General features: G+C 43.1%; 17 protein-coding genes. 2 read left to right on the forward strand and 15 right to left on the reverse strand.

Annotation, left to right across the window (positions count from 1 at the left end; genetic code table 11):
• Positions 1-33 precede the first annotated feature (33 nt).
• Both ACN1CO_RS08505 and ACN1CO_RS08510 read left to right on the forward strand, forming a co-directional pair.
• Positions 34-825, forward strand: coding sequence for an ABC transporter substrate-binding protein (locus ACN1CO_RS08505; protein WP_419138594.1), 792 nt, complete (start codon positions 34-36; stop codon positions 823-825).
• A 106-nt stretch (positions 826-931) separates the two neighbouring features.
• A complete protein-coding gene (locus tag ACN1CO_RS08510; RefSeq protein ID WP_419138595.1) occupies positions 932-2,230 on the forward strand; it encodes a succinylglutamate desuccinylase/aspartoacylase family protein in 1,299 nt (432 codons plus the stop codon).
• Between the two features lie 115 nt (positions 2,231-2,345).
• On the opposite strand, the gene ACN1CO_RS08515 is transcribed toward ACN1CO_RS08510, so the two are convergent.
• The 15 genes from ACN1CO_RS08515 to gmd form a co-directional block, all read right to left on the reverse strand.
• Positions 2,346-2,666, reverse strand: coding sequence for a hypothetical protein (locus ACN1CO_RS08515; protein WP_419138596.1), 321 nt, complete (start codon positions 2,664-2,666; stop codon positions 2,346-2,348).
• Positions 2,663-3,379 (reverse strand): glycosyltransferase family 2 protein, encoded by a 717-nt coding sequence (locus ACN1CO_RS08520; protein ID WP_419138597.1) that lies wholly within the window; start codon positions 3,377-3,379, stop codon positions 2,663-2,665. Before ACN1CO_RS08520 ends, ACN1CO_RS08515 begins: the two co-directional genes overlap by 4 nt.
• The gene (locus ACN1CO_RS08525; RefSeq protein ID WP_419138598.1) at positions 3,376-4,005 is read right to left on the reverse strand and encodes an HAD family hydrolase; all 630 of its coding nucleotides are present in this window, start codon (positions 4,003-4,005) and stop codon (positions 3,376-3,378) included. The genes ACN1CO_RS08520 and ACN1CO_RS08525 overlap by 4 nt, the downstream gene beginning before the upstream one ends.
• The gene (locus ACN1CO_RS08530; RefSeq protein WP_419138599.1) at positions 4,002-4,637 is read right to left on the reverse strand and encodes a phosphodiesterase; all 636 of its coding nucleotides are present in this window, start codon (positions 4,635-4,637) and stop codon (positions 4,002-4,004) included. Before ACN1CO_RS08530 ends, ACN1CO_RS08525 begins: the two co-directional genes overlap by 4 nt.
• 1 nt (position 4,638) lies before the next feature.
• On the reverse strand, positions 4,639-5,394 hold the full coding sequence (locus ACN1CO_RS08535) for a glycosyltransferase family 2 protein (RefSeq protein WP_419138600.1): 756 nt from the start codon (positions 5,392-5,394) through the stop codon (positions 4,639-4,641).
• A 7-nt stretch (positions 5,395-5,401) separates the two neighbouring features.
• Complete coding sequence (locus ACN1CO_RS08540; RefSeq protein WP_419138601.1) at positions 5,402-6,316, reverse strand: FkbM family methyltransferase; 915 nt, start codon at positions 6,314-6,316, stop codon at positions 5,402-5,404.
• Between the two features lie 4 nt (positions 6,317-6,320).
• Positions 6,321-7,514: a hypothetical protein gene (locus tag ACN1CO_RS08545; RefSeq protein WP_419138602.1), complete on the reverse strand. Its 1,194-nt coding sequence runs from the start codon at positions 7,512-7,514 to the stop codon at positions 6,321-6,323.
• A complete protein-coding gene (locus tag ACN1CO_RS08550) occupies positions 7,511-8,878 on the reverse strand; it encodes a glycosyltransferase (RefSeq protein ID WP_419138603.1) in 1,368 nt (455 codons plus the stop codon). The genes ACN1CO_RS08545 and ACN1CO_RS08550 overlap by 4 nt, the downstream gene beginning before the upstream one ends.
• A 9-nt stretch (positions 8,879-8,887) precedes the next feature.
• A complete protein-coding gene (locus ACN1CO_RS08555) occupies positions 8,888-10,093 on the reverse strand; it encodes an ABC transporter ATP-binding protein (protein WP_419138604.1) in 1,206 nt (401 codons plus the stop codon).
• Positions 10,093-10,887 carry an ABC transporter permease gene (locus ACN1CO_RS08560; RefSeq protein ID WP_419138605.1) on the reverse strand — a complete coding sequence of 265 codons (795 nt, stop codon included), beginning with the start codon at positions 10,885-10,887 and terminating at the stop codon, positions 10,093-10,095. Before ACN1CO_RS08560 ends, ACN1CO_RS08555 begins: the two co-directional genes overlap by 1 nt.
• 73 nt (positions 10,888-10,960) lie before the next feature.
• The gene (gndA, locus tag ACN1CO_RS08565; RefSeq protein ID WP_419138606.1) at positions 10,961-12,370 is read right to left on the reverse strand and encodes an NADP-dependent phosphogluconate dehydrogenase; all 1,410 of its coding nucleotides are present in this window, start codon (positions 12,368-12,370) and stop codon (positions 10,961-10,963) included.
• Positions 12,371-12,505: 135 nt separating this feature from the next.
• Complete coding sequence (locus ACN1CO_RS08570; protein WP_419138607.1) at positions 12,506-13,621, reverse strand: glycosyltransferase family 4 protein; 1,116 nt, start codon at positions 13,619-13,621, stop codon at positions 12,506-12,508.
• Complete coding sequence (locus tag ACN1CO_RS08575; RefSeq protein ID WP_419138608.1) at positions 13,618-14,781, reverse strand: glycosyltransferase family 4 protein; 1,164 nt, start codon at positions 14,779-14,781, stop codon at positions 13,618-13,620. The genes ACN1CO_RS08570 and ACN1CO_RS08575 overlap by 4 nt, the downstream gene beginning before the upstream one ends.
• The gene (locus tag ACN1CO_RS08580; RefSeq protein ID WP_419138609.1) at positions 14,757-15,659 is read right to left on the reverse strand and encodes a GDP-mannose 4,6-dehydratase; all 903 of its coding nucleotides are present in this window, start codon (positions 15,657-15,659) and stop codon (positions 14,757-14,759) included. Before ACN1CO_RS08580 ends, ACN1CO_RS08575 begins: the two co-directional genes overlap by 25 nt.
• Before the next feature lies 1 nt (position 15,660).
• Positions 15,661-16,701 carry a GDP-mannose 4,6-dehydratase gene (gene gmd, locus ACN1CO_RS08585; protein WP_419138610.1) on the reverse strand — a complete coding sequence of 347 codons (1,041 nt, stop codon included), beginning with the start codon at positions 16,699-16,701 and terminating at the stop codon, positions 15,661-15,663.
• Between the last annotated feature and the right edge of the window lie 2 nt (positions 16,702-16,703).

A 16,703-nucleotide genomic window follows, 5' to 3' on the forward strand; every position in this document is an offset into this window, starting at 1 on the left:
AAACACTCATCACGACAGAATAAGAGCAAAATCATGAACATTTTCACTCAACGCCTGCGTCAGACGCTGGCTGTGGCAGTTATGGCAGGCTGCGCTTTTGGCGCTCAGGCGAAAATCGAACAGGTGCGTTTCGCGGTCGATCCGACCTATCCGCCGTTTGAATCGAAAACGCCACAGGGCAAGCTGGTCGGTTTTGATATTGATCTGGGCAATGCGCTCTGTACGCAGATGCAGGCGAAGTGTGTCTGGGTTGAGAGCCAGTTTGACGGCATGATCCCGGCGCTAAAGGCCCGTAAATTTGACGCCATCCTGTCTGACATGGGGATTACCGAAGAGCGCCTGAAGCAGATCGATTTCACCGTGCCGCTCTATGACACCCACACCCAGCTGGTTGCCCGCAAAGGTTCTGGCGTGCTGCCGACGGTTGAGTCTCTGAAAGGAAAAACGGTTGGCGTGGAACAGGGAACGGTGCAGGAGCGTTATGCGCTGGCGAAATGGCAGCCCTATGGTGTGACTGTGGTGCCTTATGGCGATCAGGCACAGGTTGAAAGCGATCTGGTTTCAGGCCGACTGGATGCGGTCTTCACCGATGCGGCACAGGCGGCCATTGGCTTCCTGAAGCATCCGCAGGGCAAAGATTTTGAACTGGCTGGCCCGATTATTCAGGATCCGATTATCGGTCCCGGTACAGCAATTGGTCTGCGTAAAGGCGATACCGAACTGAAAACGGCGCTGGATAATGCCTTCGCTGAAATCAAAAAGAACGGCACCTTTGACCAGATTCAGAAGCGCTACTTTGCTACGGATATCTCTATCCAGCAGTAACCTCGCGATCGCCCTTTTTCGTCCTCACCGCGATCCGGCACTATACTTTAACTTTTTCAGGACGGCGCGCTGTCGTCCTTTGCCGATTAAAGGACATTAACACGGTATGCATCAACAACATCATCCACTGTTAAGCGCCTCTTTAGGCACCCAGCGTGAAATCATCAGTTTCCATTTTGCTCCGGACAACGAGCGCCAGGTTTATATCCAGGCTGCGCTGCATGGCGACGAACTGCCCGGTATGGCGGTGGCATGGTTTCTGAAACAGAAACTGCAGACGCTGGAGTCGGCCGGACAACTCAAAGCCGCCTTTACCCTGGTTCCGGTTGCCAATCCTCTGGCACTGGGACAGCACTGGCACGGCACCCATCTGGGTCGCTTCCATACGCTCTCCGGTCAGGACTTTAATCGTCGTTTCCCGTCACTGGGCACCACTCTGGCCGCCGGGCTGGCCGAAAGCCTGACCCAGAGTGAAACGCAGAATAAGAGTCTGATCCGTGAGGCGATTGATCGTCACTATCGCGATACCGTGCCCAAAACCGAGCTGGATGCGCAGCGCTATACACTGATGCGGATGGCCAGCCAGGCGGATCTGATGATTGACCTGCACTGTGACTGGGAAGCTGTGCCTCATCTCTACACTACGCCACACGCCTGGCCGGACATTGAGCCACTGGCGCGCTGGTTAGGCAGTGAAGTACAGCTGCTGGCGCAGATCTCTGGCGGTGAGCCGTTTGATGAAGCCTGCTGCGAACCCTGGCTGACGCTGGCTGAACGATTTGGCAAAGATTACCCGATGCCACGTGGATTGCTGCCGGTGACGCTTGAGTTACGTGGCGTGCGTGATGTGTCGCCTGAACAAGCGGAGAAAGATGCGGATGCGATTATTTCGGCATTGCAGGAAGGCGGTTATATCGGCTACAGCGAACCTTCAATTTCCGTCGAAGTGGCTGCGCCCGTCATTGGCGGCGATGAGCTGGTCCCGGCGAGCGCGGGCGGTGATGATATCGTGGCCATCAATGACGGGCCGATTGGTTTAAACGTGCCAGACCTCACTGAAGCACCGGGAGAGACCGGCGTCATCAAAGAGCGTCATAGCGAAGGATCGGCGGCGGCCTCCCCTGCCCTGAAAAATCCACCTACGCCGTTAGCGGGCTGTGAATATATTCATTCACCGGTGTCAGGTCTGATTCTGCATCGTAAACCTTTAGGCGCATTGATTCGTCCGGGAGAAGTAGTGGCTGAGATTGTCGATCCGCTGACCGACCACATCACGCCACTGGTAGCAGAGCATGGCGGTATTCTCTATGCGAGACACTGGGTGAAGTTTGCAACGGCAGGCATGCTGGTTGTGAGACTGGCGGGTGAAAGAGAGATTCGTAGCGGGGATTTGCTGGTAGGGTAAATATATTTTGCTAAAGAGCACCAAAAAAGGTGATTAGCAGGAACGGTTACTGATAAGCAGTCATGATAGAATCGGGCTAAAAGATAAGGTGGTGTAAATGTACACCACCATTTTTTCACACTACATACTTATCATTTAAAGCACCGGGTAACTTTACAACTGTCGTAATGACATCGGTTAAAGCTTCAAATGAAGTAATTTCTCCTGGTTCCAGAACGATAATGTCGCCTGTAGTCCATTTCTTGCCGCACATAATTACTTCACCTTCAACGATGCAGGTTATTTCCGTCGCAATTTTATGATAATGCTCTTTCTCGAAAGCACCTTTCTGATAACGTTTAACGGCTACTTCACAGGTATCATCCGAAAAAGCGGTGGGCTGGAAACCACCAACAAACCAGCCTGCTGTCATTTTATCAAGTTCAAAGCTTTTCACAGGTCACCCTTATTAGAATCAAATTGGGTTTGAGTTTTCAGAGGATGATAAAAACTTTTATCAATCTCTTTAACACCTATTGTTTTCCCTAAAAGAATAAGCTCATTAAATGAAGGGCAGATGTAAAAATGCTCATTGACTCGTGCATCTTTACGAATCATATTCATTACCGAATTGGAAAAATCGTGGGTTTTACTGAACCAGTAAACGCCAGCAGTAGCATTACGGCTGATTGGATTTTTTTCAGATGCTTCAACAACGGTTTTCTGTTCATCCAGCAACACATACGAATACCTTGGATGAACGGAATCAAAAATTACTGTGCCAGCATCATAGTTATTAGATTTCATCTCAGTTGTGAATTCCTGATAATCGATATCTAAATACTGATTAGCACTAACAATTAACAATGGCTCCTCCTGGTCAAGACCGACAACGCCCAATAGTGCAGTGCAGGCAGCACCTGCAGTATTTTCAGGCACAGGAAAGGATTCAAAATTACCATTACTCAGAAGCTGAACAATATTGTTTAAATGATGTTTTTTAATGTGTTTATCCTGAAAGAGGAAAACAGTTTTGCCGGCATTAAATGCCAGTTTTTCAGAAATCTTCTGCAGCAGTGGAACGCCATTAAATTCAGTAAGACAAAGCGGATAACCTTTATCTGCACTGTCTGTGTAGCTCTCTCCAGCAGCGAGTACAATTACATTCACTTTAATTCTCCACTAACAGAGTCGATATAAGCTTTAATGTTACGATAAGTCACATCGCTGACATCATGCACAACCAGCACATTTGCGCCTGCTGCAGTAGCAGATTTGATACCGTTCTCGTTATCTTCAACGACGACGCACTCTTCGGCTTTCAAACCCAGGAGGCCAATTGCCTTCGTGTAAATTTCTGGATCAGGCTTGCCTTTTTTCACATCTTCATTAGAAAGCATGACTTCCAGATACTGACTCAGAGCGGCCTTTTCCATCATTGTTGTGACGGTATTTTTTATGGAGTTTGATGCGACTGCTAAGAGAAGTCCTTCAGACTTTAATCGTGATAAAGCATATTCATGAATGAAAAGAGGTTTACACTTCGTGTGTACAATTTCCATTGTATAATGCTGCTTCATCTCATTGATGAAAGCATGTAATTCGCGGGGCAATGAATATTCAGCGGAAAGAATATTCAACTTATCCTTAGTCGGCAGACCATCAAATTTAGTTAAATGGTCATATCGATTAATATTGTAGCCAAAAAGATTCAAAGCCTTGTTGAGGGCCTCGTAATGCCATTCTTTGGCTTCAATCAATACACCATCCATGTCGAAAATAACAGCCTTGATCATTTTGACTCCTTAAAAAAAGCAATAGCTTCTTCTGGAAAATCTGTACAGAGAATGACATTCTCGGAATCTTTAAGACCAGAAACTGAAAGCATATTCCAGAGGTCTTTATAATCATCTCTTTTATGTAACTCAGGGCTAACAATACAAACTTTCTTACCGTCATTCAGAATGTTTTGTATGTATTTTTCATCATACCAGACAGATTTGAATGCATCCAGCCATACACCGTGACATGTCTCATATAACGAAATAACGGGTTCATATTCACTGGCGCGGGAAAAAAATGAAATTTTACCATTTCGCGCATAGGATATCTGGTCTGGAACTGACATATCGAAAACAAATGCATTTCGAATATTATACTGTTCGATAAGCTGACTAAGTTTATCGACCAAACCGTCAGATTTAATATTCAGAGCCAAAGAAAACGTTTCATCACCTACCAGCTTAAAAAACTCTTCAACCGTCATCTCACTGCCGGTAGGAATATCATGTGATATCACCAACTGACCATTGAAGTCTCTTACATCGGTTTCAGTGCCTAAACCGAGATCAAAAGAACGATTGAAGGCTTCCAGAGCATTTTTTTCACTGGGAGACTTCCAGTACCCACGATGGCTAATAATCTCCATTTTATATCCCCGCAGTGGCTTTTTTAGACAATTCAAGAGATTTGAAAAGATCTAAATCTGCTGGAATTCCTAAGCCATACATACCATCGGCTTCAGAACCCACATTAAATACGCCGATAGACGCTCCATTCGCAATGAGATAATTGTAGACCGGAGCAACATAAAACTCGTTATTTACACGCTCATTTTTATTAATCATTTCTTCAGCGGCATTAACAAACTCACTACCTTTACTAAAATTATAAATACCAACAGTAGCTTCGTCAGAAATTACTTCTTTCTCAACAACTTTATTGACTTTACCTTCAGCATCGAATCCAACAAAAGACCACTTAGCGTCATCAGCCTTCATCGTCATTATCAATCCGTCATAGTTATTCGATGTCATGAAATTCAGATATTCATCAACAGAGCAGTCTACATATTGATCGCTATTAGCAATCATTAACGGATCATCTGAGTTGATATGATCTTTTGCTAATAAAACAGTACAGGCAGCACCTTCAGTAAGGCCGTCTGTGGTTACTACTTCACAAGTAGGCTCCCAACTTTTTAATAAAGCAGAAAGCTGATAGCGTTGTTCATGTTCTTTTTGAATGATAAAAATAAACTTATGCGGCTGTTCAGGCTTAAGGTTGTTAATAACAATATTAACCATTGGTACGCCATGCACCTTAATTAATGGCTTTGGATCCAGGTAACCAGCTTTAGCAAAACGACTTCCAGCGCCAGCCATTGGAATTACAATATTGAGCATATCATTCTCACTTAATTAATTTAATCGACTTTAAGAATCGCACGGCTTTATTACTTTGAATTGCGTCTAAAGCCTGCTTCAATTCATTATTTTCAGAAATTACAGAGTCTATTTTTAACTTCAATGACTCAACTTCCTGCGTTTGCGAAGAAATAACTTCATTTAAGTTCAAAATATGTTGTTCAGGATTTTCAAGTTTATGAGATGGCGCATGCCAGAAATGCTTCCCATCATAGAAATGAAAATTAAGCAGATTGAGCTGTTCCTCAATTTTTTTGTAGTCCAGACCCTTTCTGGCGAAGAATACATTGAATTCGTTTGCTGCTGGATCGTTTGGTTTTACCGCATAAACACTGAAGCCGCTCTCTTTCAGGAACGCTAACGCAGACATTAAGTCTTCACTGGTATTGTCATAGAGTGACTTTGAAAGTACAGAGGGCACTTCTAACATACCCGCCTGAATCCTGTTCAAATATGAACCCGACGATTTCAATACGGCAAGATCAAGGCCCTGAACATCAATTTTGATAAAAGCGACATTATTAAAACTGATTTCATCAAGAATCTTTTCAAGTGGCTTAGCGTGAACAACAACACTCTTTGAATGGTGCAAATCACTTCGGTCTTTCCAGTACTCATCATGAGTTATATTGTCCTGAGAAAACGGGAGCAAACTGGAAGTACCATGGTCTCCCAGTTCGGAGACATAAAACTGAAAATCCCCCTCCTCTTCATTGACCGCACAATTGATAACTTTATGATTCTCTAAGCCATTATTCGTAGCATTTTCATCTAATTGCGTAGCTAAATTTGGTTCAGCTTCAATAGCATAGACATTATAGGTTGGATTTCTTTTAGCTATTTCTAAAGAGAAACCACCAAAGTTCGCACCAACATCAATGATAATATCATTTTGCTTCATTATACTAACCCTTTAACTTCCGTTTGATTTTTTTTAAAAATGCAACTGGATCTCTTAACAATTGCAGCAGATTTCGATAGATGAAACTATTATGATTGTATTGATTTAGTGTTCCAGACGAGAACTGATCGATATTACGATAGAAATTATTCAGGTCAGGAGTAATAAAGTCTGCGATGATTTCTTTTCTGAGTTGCAAAACTTTTGTTATACATCTGCTATTGAGCCGGGGTATATAATCCATCGACATGAGTCGCTGAGATAACTCAACATCTTCAGCCATATTCCAGGTACCGAGATCATTAAAAAGGTTCTTAAGCAAGATATGTCTTTTTGCAATAACCAATCCTCCCGGGACATACATGTAAGGAGAGTAGTCACCGTAATTCAGCAAATAGTTAGCGGTTAACTTTTGGTCAGATGCTTGTGAAACCCAATCAGGTACTCGCTCACCTGTTTCAGTAAGAACCTGTTTGACAACACAGACGTCAAAGTCATGCTGGATTCGGTCAAAACTCTTAATAAAATTATCATCCAGCTGATATCTGTTGTGAGCAATACAGATATTCTCGTATTTAGCCTTTTTGATTATTTTATTTTTTTTTCTCGAAATATTGGAATATTTCTCGGTATGCTCATCACTAATAATTACAGAGTGATCAATGTTAATATCAAATGAAGGTTCAGGCCCGCAAATAATAAGTTCGATTTCTGAATTATATTTTAATTGCTTTTCAACACTCCGCACATAGGATTCAAGGTGGTTTTCATTTTTACCATCCCAGACAATGCCAAAACTCCAGGAACGTTCACTGGAAAAGGCTCTCCTCAATGCTTTGAAGTTGAGTATGTAGATGCCTGCAACATCGGTGTTTTCAAGTGACAGTAACTCTACAGTACCATCAGAAAGGTGATGGATTTGCTTATAAAACTTTGGCACCGAGAAAGTGCTCGATAGTGTATTAAACTTTATTACGAATTGGGACTCACCATCACTCAGTTTAAATAATTCATCAAGTATAAAAGGCCATTTCGCAAAGTCTGAGATACATGCTTCTGTGAAATTTATGACTTTGTATTTATGATAATGTTCAGATGATAAACGCGTTTCAGCGGTGTTAATAAAATCGAGACTGACATTAACATAATCAACAGGGGAATCTGGCCCCAGCCATATTGCGTTACATATTTCGGTCACTGAATTTTTTCCTCATCGCTAAAAACATGTTTAATGTCCAATGAGAAATCCTGCCAACTTCTTAACTTGTGCTTGTTCTCTTCAATGATATTTAATCGCTGCTGATAATATTCATCGTCAGTCATAAGCTTTTTAAATTCATTGTAATATTCTTTATAGTTTGGATATTCAACGGCTACAGTCATACCATATCCCGCTTCTTTAAGAGAAGATGTATCAAAGTGCAGGCAAGGTTTGCCTAGCGCAAGCGATTCGCCCAGAGGCAAACCCCAGCCTTCATAATGCGAAGGGAATGCGGTGAATCGGCAATTTTTATACAGCTCAGCGATCTCAGCATCCGATGCATCATGCATAACGATAACGCTGCCATAGACATGACCAGAATAGGTAAGCTGTTTCGCTAACTCTTCAGTGTCCCATAACCATTTGCCCGCAATGACTAGCTTCTGGTTAGCATATTCAGGACTATTGAAGAATTTAATCCAGGTAAGAATAAGATTTACGTGGTTTTTACGTGACTCGATAGAACCTACACAGAATGCGTACTGCTCATTTTGTAATTTTCTAACGCGTAATGGATATTCAAAATCGGGATCTGTTTTTACTTTACCCGAAGCAGCAGGTAACTTATGAGATAAATGTACGACATCAATATCCGGAGCCGTAATGCCATGGCCTGAACAATAGGTGACCAGGTCCATTTTACAACTGTTAGAGTTAACAATGATTTTGTCAGCATGCTCAAGAACAAAAGGAATATATTTTTTGAACATTGCTTTTAGTTCATCAGGAACATAAGGTGAGACAATTGGAATCATATCGTAAACCATGAAGACTTTACGTAGGCCGTGCCATTTAGTTTCCATGAGTGTCTGATATTTATCCTGGAAATTCCAGACGCCACCGAATAAGGCAACAGAGGCCCCATCCGTGAAGTTCTCTATTTCAGAAACGGTCAACCCAGGATATAAAGAAATTTTATTTCTTAAATATTTAATAACTGCAGCATGACTGATTTTTTTGACACTCGGTATTTTTGAGAAGATGAAGTAAGAATCACTGACTGCTTTCTTTTTTCTGCCAAGTGTACGTAGTTTTTCGAAATACTTATCGAGATTACCACTGCTTTTTGATATATAAATATCGGCGTAGATCCACAGGTTTACAAACGGTGTAAGATCGTTAATTTTTATGTTTTCTAATCCGCTTACTTTATATGTCCTTCCAGTAATAGGGCTCATAAAAAATATTGTATAATCCCCATCCAGACCACGCAGACCTTCAAGAACAACGCGCTGTATACCACTCACCTTAGTAGAAAATTTAGAGTGATTGATAATGTCAGTAATATCATAATAAATCATAATCTGTCCTTAATTAACGGAAATTGTTGGTTCAATATTAAAAATCCCAGCCCATTTATTAATATCTGGGTTATCGATTACCTGAAATGAGATTATTCTTTCGGTTAATGATATTACTGTATCAAAAAGTCCATCTCCATGCCCACCTGACTCAATCCCCATTGCTAGTGTATATTCACCAGGGGTAAGGTTATTTTTAAAAGAGAATTTTATGCGATCAAATTTCTTATTTTCAAGATTAGTTTTTTGACAGAAGGTATTAGTCTCGTAGAGTACCTGCCCTAACCTGTCCTGCATGCGAAAACCAACATGTGGATCAGAGTATTCCTCCAGCCCTGAACAGGATATTTCAAATGAGTAATTCTTCCCTACTTCCATGCAATTGACTGGCTCATTTGATTCATTAAGTATTATAACATCTTTAACGAACTTATTAATCTGAACAAATCGATGCTGCACGTGGCTTTCTTCTTTTACCACTGCTTTGCTATTGTTTAAATATCCATAATATCTTTCGACAACCTCTACTGTTTTACCAATATACTGGCAGCGACCAGAGGCTAACAGTACGGCTTTATCACAGATTTTATGTAATGCAGAAAAGTCATGAGTAACAAACAGAATGCTGGTACCCTGATTTTTGAATTTTTCTATTCTTTCGATACATTTTTGCTGGAAGTAGATATCGCCAACCGACAAAGCTTCATCAATAATCAGCAAGTCAGGTCTGATAATTGTCGCCACACTGAATGCGAGTCTGACCTGCATCCCGCTTGAATAGACTCTGACTGGCTGATCTATATAAGGACCTATCTCAGCAAACTCTTCAATCTCGGGCATTAACCTTGATATTTCTTCAACAGTTATGCCTAATAGCTGACCAGCCATATATGCGTTTTGTCTGCCCGTAAATTCCGGATGAAACCCCATCCCCAATTCGAGCATTGCGGCTACACGACCATTTACTTTGACTGATCCAGTTGTAGGTTTTGTCGTGCCGGTAATCATTTTCAACAAGGTACTTTTACCAGCACCATTCACACCGATTATCCCCAGGGACTCTCCTGGTTCAACGGTAAAATTAATATCCTGAATAATCCATTTTACACTGTGTCTTGGACCAGCGAATGGAATCATCCATTCAATTAATCTTCCAAGTTTGCTGTTATAGCGTTTATAAGCCTTGCTTAAATTTTCAATAACTAATCGAGACATTATAATTCATCCACCATGTCGCCCGAATGTTTAACAAAAAGTCGCATGCCAAGCATACAAAGCACTAAACCAAGAGCTAAAGGGTAAATTAAATCAGGCCAATGCGGCCATTGGTGCTGAACTAATACTCTCTGAAAAGAGGTAATGATTCCCAGCATTGGATTGAACCTGATAATATTTTGAAACTGTGCTGGCAGAATTGCTGGAGAGTAAACAATCGGCGTTAGCCAAAACCAGAACTGCAAGATGATTGAAAATAACATCCCGACATCGCGGAAAAAAACATTCATCACACCTAATGTAATTCCCAGACCAATCGCAAAAATCACAAGCACTAACGTTAAAGGTATTATCGACAGAAAAACTACACCTGGGAATTCATTTGTCAGTATTAAAAAAAGAGTAAATAATGTAAATACAATAAGAAAGTTCAAAAGCCCATTAATTATAACTATTATAGGAAGGCATATTCTGGGGAAACTTATTTTCTTTATAAGATTTGCTTGCTCAATAAATACATTCTGGCCTCTGGCAATTATTTCTGAAAAAAGCCCCCAAGTAAGTATTCCTGCACACAAATAAATGCTATAGGCAAAAGTATCGGAAACGCCTGGCAGCTTAGCTTTCATTACCTGTGAGAAGATCACTGTATAAACGGTAATCATGGCAAGTGGGTTCAAAACGTTCCACGCGGCGCCAAGAATTGAGTTTTGATATTTTACCTGAAACTCTCTTTTGACATTACCTAGTATAAAGCCTCTGTATCGCCATATAGTGCGAGCCATACCAACCATCAATCTAATCCTCAATAAACGAAAGCACACCCTAAGATGTGCTTTTTTGTATATCACATTATTACGTTAGAAATTAATCTAACCACTCGGTGTGGAACACACCGTCTTTATCAATACGCTTATAGGTATGCGCACCGAAGTAGTCACGCTGCGCCTGAATCAGGTTGGCAGGCAGTACTTCTGAACGGTAACTGTCATAGTAAGCGATCGCCGCAGAGAAGGTTGGCGTCGGGATGCCGTTCTGAATCGCGTAAGAAACTACATCACGCAGCGCCTGCTGATACTGATCTGCGATATCTTTGAAGTACGGAGCCAGCAACAGGTTAGCGATGCCAGCATCTGCTGCGTAGGCATCAGTGATCTTCTGCAGGAACTGGGCACGGATGATGCAGCCAGCGCGGAAGATCTTAGCGATTTCACCGTAGTGCAGATCCCAGTTGTTCTCTTCTGACGCAGCACGCAGTTGTGAGAAGCCCTGCGCATAAGAGACGATTTTACCCAGGTACAGAGCGCGACGGACTTTCTCGATGAACTCCGCTTTGTCGCCGGTGAAGGCTTTAGCCTGTGGGCCGCTCAGTACTTTAGAGGCCGCAACACGCTGCGTTTTCAGTGAGGAGAGGTAACGGGCGAAGACAGACTCGGTGATCAGTGACAGAGGTTCGCCAAGATCCAGTGAGCTCTGGCTGGTCCATTTACCGGTGCCTTTGTTCGCTGCTTCATCCAGAATCACATCAACCAGATATTTACCTTCTTCGTCTTTCTTGGTGAAGATATCTTTGGTGATGTCAATCAGGTAGCTGCTCAGCTCGCCGTTGTTCCACTCGGTGAAGGTTTCAGCCAGCTCTTCGTTGTTCAGACCCAGTGCGCCTTTCAGCAGAGCATAGGCTTCTGCGATCAGCTGCATGTCGCCGTACTCGATGCCGTTGTGAACCATCTTCACATAATGACCCGCACCGTCCGGACCGATGTAAGCCACACAGGCTTCACCATCTTCCGCACGTGCCGCAATCTTATCCAGGATCGGTGCTACCAGCTCGTAAGCTTCTTTCTGGCCGCCAGGCATGATTGATGGGCCTTTCAATGCGCCCTCTTCACCGCCGGAAACACCGGTACCGATGAAATTGAAGCCCTGGTCAGACAGTTCTTTGTTACGACGGATGGTGTCTTTGTAGAAAGTGTTACCGCCATCGATAAGGATGTCGCCTTTATCCAGGTGTGGAGTCAGTGAGGCGATAGTCTTGTCAGTCGCTTCACCCGCCTGAACCATCAGCAGGATGCGACGAGGTTTTTCCAGCGATTCGACAAACTCTTCAACGGTGTAAAAAGGAGCAAGCTTCTTGCCCTGGTTCTCGGCGATGACTTCGTCAGTCTTTTCGCGTGAACGGTTGAAGATTGAAACAGTGTAACCGCGGCTCTCAATGTTAAGAGCCAGGTTGCGGCCCATCACTGCCATACCTACAACGCCGATCTGTTGCTTGGACATTACATACTCCTGTCTGTGGTCTCGCATGGTGTTACCCGTAACACCACTTCGTAAGTGATCAGTATGTTAACTCAGGATAGCGAATTAAAGGTAATGAATGGTGCGGTCGCAGGGATGAAATTTTCTGAAAAAAAATCACACACTTAACAAGGATTTATAAAGCTTTGTATAGCTTTGAATCATTCTATCTGCTGTAAAAAGGGATTCAAAGCGCGCCAGTGCAGCCGCACCATAGGTCATGGCCAGTTCAGGGTTCTGCCAGATTTCATCCATCGCCTGTCGTAACGCTATGGGATCGGATGGCGGGACCACTAATCCGGTGACACGATCAATATTGATAAAGGTCGTCCCGGTTCCAATTTCGCTGGAAATCAGCGGTTTTGAATAGAGTGCCCCTTCCAGCAAAGAGATACCGAAAGCTTCTGAACGTAAATGAGACGGGAAAACCAGACAGGTACACAGCTGCAGTAAGGCAGATTTTTCACTGTCTTCCAGCGCGCCCAGGAAATGAATATTGTCCACACCTAATTGCTGTGCCTGCGCTTTGAGCTCAGCCTCAATCGGACCAGCACCAACCACGACGATTGGGTAATGGCTGTTTTTTGCCGCCTCGATTAGAATATGCAGGCCTTTGTAATAACGAAATGTCCCAATAAACAGGAAGAAGCCATCCGGAAATCTTGCCTGCCATTTGTGCAGAACGGCAGGGTCATTGTTTTGATAAAACTGTTTATCAAGACCGTAAGGAATAACTTCAACCTTGTCTTTGAACTGCTGGAGTACCGGGCTGCTTTCAACATAGTTTGGCGACGCAGCAACGATGCGATCAACACTGGAAAGAAAGCGATTCATCAACGGCGTATAAAGCTTTAATAGCACCTTCTGCTTAACGATATCTGAATGGTAACTCACTACTGATGGCTTTTTAATGCCAGCAGCAAAATGCATAAAGTCCATAAAGGGGTACGGGAAGTGATAATGGATGATATCCGCATCCTGAGCCAGCTCCCTGAATTCCTTTATGGCTGCATAGGAAAAGGGTGTGGAGGCAAATTCACACTGCGTTTTTACCCGGTAAATATGATGATTATCCAGTGATTGTTTTTTGTTTTCGAAATCTGGACTATGGGTGAACACTACGGATTCTATATTTTCCTTAATACCGCCTTCAGAAAGCTGATAAATTACCTGCTCAATACCACCGAAAGTATCAGGGTAATAGGTTTTATAACAGTGTAAAACTTTAATCATATATATTTTGCGACCTGCTCATAAGCTTCAATGGTTTTATCGGCACACAGTGACCATGAAAATTCGCGGGCACGCGCTAATCCCGTATCAATCATACGGCGCTTTTCATCTGCACTTTCAATCATCATCTGAATGTAAGTTGTCAAAGCATGAACATCCTGAGGCTCATGCATTAATGCTGCATCTCCAGCGACTTCCGGAAGTGACGTTGCATTTGAGCAAATCACAGGCGTTCCTGATGCCATTGCTTCAAGTACTGGTAAACCGAAACCTTCATAGATGGAAGGGAAAACAAAACTCGTTGCAGCACTGAATAAAAGCGGCAGATCTTTACCAGGTACAAAACCTAAATATTTTAACCACCCTTCTCTCTCGCCTTTATCGAAGAGTTTAAAGAGTTGTTCATTTTCCCAACCTTTATAGCCACTAATGACTAACGGGAAGGCGGATTTTTCCTGAGCGGGCAGACGATCATAGGCTTGCAAGAGCGTCAATATATTCTTTCTTGGTTCAATCGTACCGGTATAAAGAAAGAAACGTCGCCACTTCAGATTATACTTTTCAAGCACCTGCTGGGTCTCTGCTTCATCACGAGGATGAAACTGTTCGTTGCAGGCCAGAGGAGCGACGGTAATTTTATTATCTTCAATGCCAAAGAAATCAATTAACTCGTTCTTTGTGTAACACGAATCAGTGATCAACATCGACGCACGCGAAACGGAATTCCTTAACTCTTTTTGCATCAGATGAACACGGCCAGCCGGATGAAATTGCGGCCAGTGGAACACAGACAGATCATGAAAGGTGGCAACACAGTGGTTCACGCGAGGAGGTAAGTAATAGTTTGGGCTATGAAATATATGACTCTTAAATTTTCTCAACGCCATCATCTTCATTACCGGAAAAGTCAGGCGATATATTTCACTTACAGTTTTACTTTTTTGTAATTTGCGTTTAAAAGATTGAACCGACTGAGCAGACTCACTCGCAACAGCCAGTGAGTCGCGAGTCTTCGTACCATGAAGAAAGGTCAGCGCGACGTTTTCTCTTTCCTGAAGCTGTTTAGCAAGCTCAAACGCATAACGGCCAATACCAGTTAAAGGATATTTAATACAGTCCGTAGAATAAACGACGTTTATTGCTTTGCTTCCAGCATCCATTTCAGGGTATCTCTAAGAGGGATTTTAGACGAAGTCTCACCGACTAAGCTACTGAGCAAAGTGATATCGCCACAAAGTTCTTTTATTTCATTTGGCCGGACAAAATCAGGATTAACTTCAATCTTAATATCATGGCCTGTCAGGGATTGGCAGAGATCAACGACTTCCCTCAATGAATGCATTTTACCTGAGGCAACATTGACAGTCTGACCAGATGAGTGGGAATGAAGTAACGCTGAATAGCTTTTAACGACGTCACGCACATCAGAAAAATCACGCCATACATCTATGTTGCCCAGTTCAATGACTTCTTTTCTCTCACGAAAATGTTTGACGATTTTCGGTATCAGGAAGTTTTCTGCCTGACCGGCGCCAGTGTAATTAAATGGCCGGGTAATAATAATCGGCAATTTTTTATAAAACAGACTGGTCATATACTCCATAGCCAGCTTACTTACCGCATAGTCATTTGCAGGTCTGGCAGGAATCGACTCTGCTAATTTCCCCGGTGTGTTATTACCGTAAACATTAGCACTACTGGCGATCAAAACTGCGTCCGGCATTTTTGCTGATTCGCTAAGCGCCTGTAACAGGTTACGCGTACCGCAAAGGTTCACATTATAGAACGCGTTCGGGTCAGCGTGCCCAACAAAAGCGATGGCTGCAAGATGAATAACGACGTCAGGCTGAATACTGTCAACAGCATTTTTTACCTGTGCTGGATTGGTAAGATCAACCTGAAAATAACGTGAGGAATTCTGGGCAGGAGTTGAACCGAAACCATAAACTTCATATCCGGCAGCGGATAAATCCGCTGCCATATATTGGCCGGTAAAGCCCTTGATCCCAGTGATCAAAGCTTTTTTGCCATTAGTCATATCAGAAGGAGAACCCTTGTTTATTGCGGCGCAGATCTTCTTCTACCATCATCGCGCACAGTTCTTCGAGCGTGGTTTTTGGTTCCCAGCCCAGAATGTCTTTTGCGCGCTGTGGATTACCAATCAGTAATTCTACTTCAGCAGGACGGTAGAACTTAGGATTGACCTTAACCACTACTTTGTTGGTGGCGATATCGATGGCAACTTCCTGATCATCTTTGCCTTCGAAGCGCAATTCAATGCCAGCAGCTTTGAACGCCATTGAAACGAAGTCACGGACCGTTTCAGTGCGGTTGGTGGCCAGGACAAAAGTATCTGGTTCATCAGCCTGCAGCATGCGCCACATGCCTTCAACATATTCCTTAGCAAAGCCCCAGTCACGCTTGGCGTCCATGTTACCTAATTCAAGCACATCCAGTTTGCCGAGCTTAATTTTCGCTACTGAATCGGTGATCTTACGGGTCACAAACTCTTGTCCACGCAGTGGCGATTCGTGGTTAAACAGAATGCCGCTTGATGCGAAAATGTTGTAGCTCTCACGGTAGTTAATGGTCATCCAGTGGGCATACAGCTTTGCAACGCCATATGGGCTACGCGGATAGAAAGGTGTGTCCTCTTTCTGCGGAATAGCCTGCACTTTACCAAACATCTCTGAAGTAGACGCCTGATAAAAACGAATTTTAGGGTTAACAATTCGAATAGCTTCTAACAGATTTACCGGACCAATACCGGTAATTTCAGCGGTGGTCAGTGGCTGGTCGAAAGAAACACCTACAAAGCTCTGAGCCGCAAGGTTGTAAACTTCGGTCGCTTTGCTTTGCTGAAGTAAACGAATGCTTGATGACAGGTCAGTCAGATCATATTCGACCAAATGAAGATTAGGGTTTTGTTTAATTCCTAACTCTTCAATGCGCCAGAAGTTTACTGAACTGGTACGGCGATAAGTGCCATAAACTGTATAGCCCTTATTCAAAAGTAACTCAGCAAGATACGCGCCATCTTGCCCGGTAATTCCAGTTATAATTGCAATTTTGTTCGTCATTC

The sequence above is a fragment of the Pantoea sp. R13S299 genome (genome assembly GCF_048515925.1).
In the GTDB taxonomy this organism is placed as follows: Bacteria; Pseudomonadota; Gammaproteobacteria; order Enterobacterales; family Enterobacteriaceae; genus Pantoea.

Excerpts from the sequence above, each read along its gene's own strand:
- ACN1CO_RS08505 (WP_419138594.1), top strand. The coding sequence starts at position 34 with ATGAACATTTTCACTCAACGCCTGCGTCAGACGCTGGCTGTGGCAGTT.
- ACN1CO_RS08510 (WP_419138595.1), top strand. The coding sequence starts at position 932 with ATGCATCAACAACATCATCCACTGTTAAGCGCCTCTTTAGGCACCCAG.
- ACN1CO_RS08525 (WP_419138598.1), bottom strand. The coding sequence starts at position 4,005 with ATGATCAAGGCTGTTATTTTCGACATGGATGGTGTATTGATTGAAGCC.
- ACN1CO_RS08530 (WP_419138599.1), bottom strand. The coding sequence starts at position 4,637 with ATGGAGATTATTAGCCATCGTGGGTACTGGAAGTCTCCCAGTGAAAAA.
- ACN1CO_RS08535 (WP_419138600.1), bottom strand. The coding sequence starts at position 5,394 with ATGCTCAATATTGTAATTCCAATGGCTGGCGCTGGAAGTCGTTTTGCT.
- ACN1CO_RS08540 (WP_419138601.1), bottom strand. The coding sequence starts at position 6,316 with ATGAAGCAAAATGATATTATCATTGATGTTGGTGCGAACTTTGGTGGT.
- ACN1CO_RS08550 (WP_419138603.1), bottom strand. The coding sequence starts at position 8,878 with ATGATTTATTATGATATTACTGACATTATCAATCACTCTAAATTTTCT.
- ACN1CO_RS08555 (WP_419138604.1), bottom strand. The coding sequence starts at position 10,093 with ATGTCTCGATTAGTTATTGAAAATTTAAGCAAGGCTTATAAACGCTAT.
- ACN1CO_RS08560 (WP_419138605.1), bottom strand. The coding sequence starts at position 10,887 with ATGGTTGGTATGGCTCGCACTATATGGCGATACAGAGGCTTTATACTA.
- gndA (WP_419138606.1), bottom strand. The coding sequence starts at position 12,370 with ATGTCCAAGCAACAGATCGGCGTTGTAGGTATGGCAGTGATGGGCCGC.
- ACN1CO_RS08570 (WP_419138607.1), bottom strand. The coding sequence starts at position 13,621 with ATGATTAAAGTTTTACACTGTTATAAAACCTATTACCCTGATACTTTC.
- ACN1CO_RS08575 (WP_419138608.1), bottom strand. The coding sequence starts at position 14,781 with ATGGATGCTGGAAGCAAAGCAATAAACGTCGTTTATTCTACGGACTGT.
- ACN1CO_RS08580 (WP_419138609.1), bottom strand. The coding sequence starts at position 15,659 with ATGACTAATGGCAAAAAAGCTTTGATCACTGGGATCAAGGGCTTTACC.
- gmd (WP_419138610.1), bottom strand. The coding sequence starts at position 16,701 with ATGACGAACAAAATTGCAATTATAACTGGAATTACCGGGCAAGATGGC.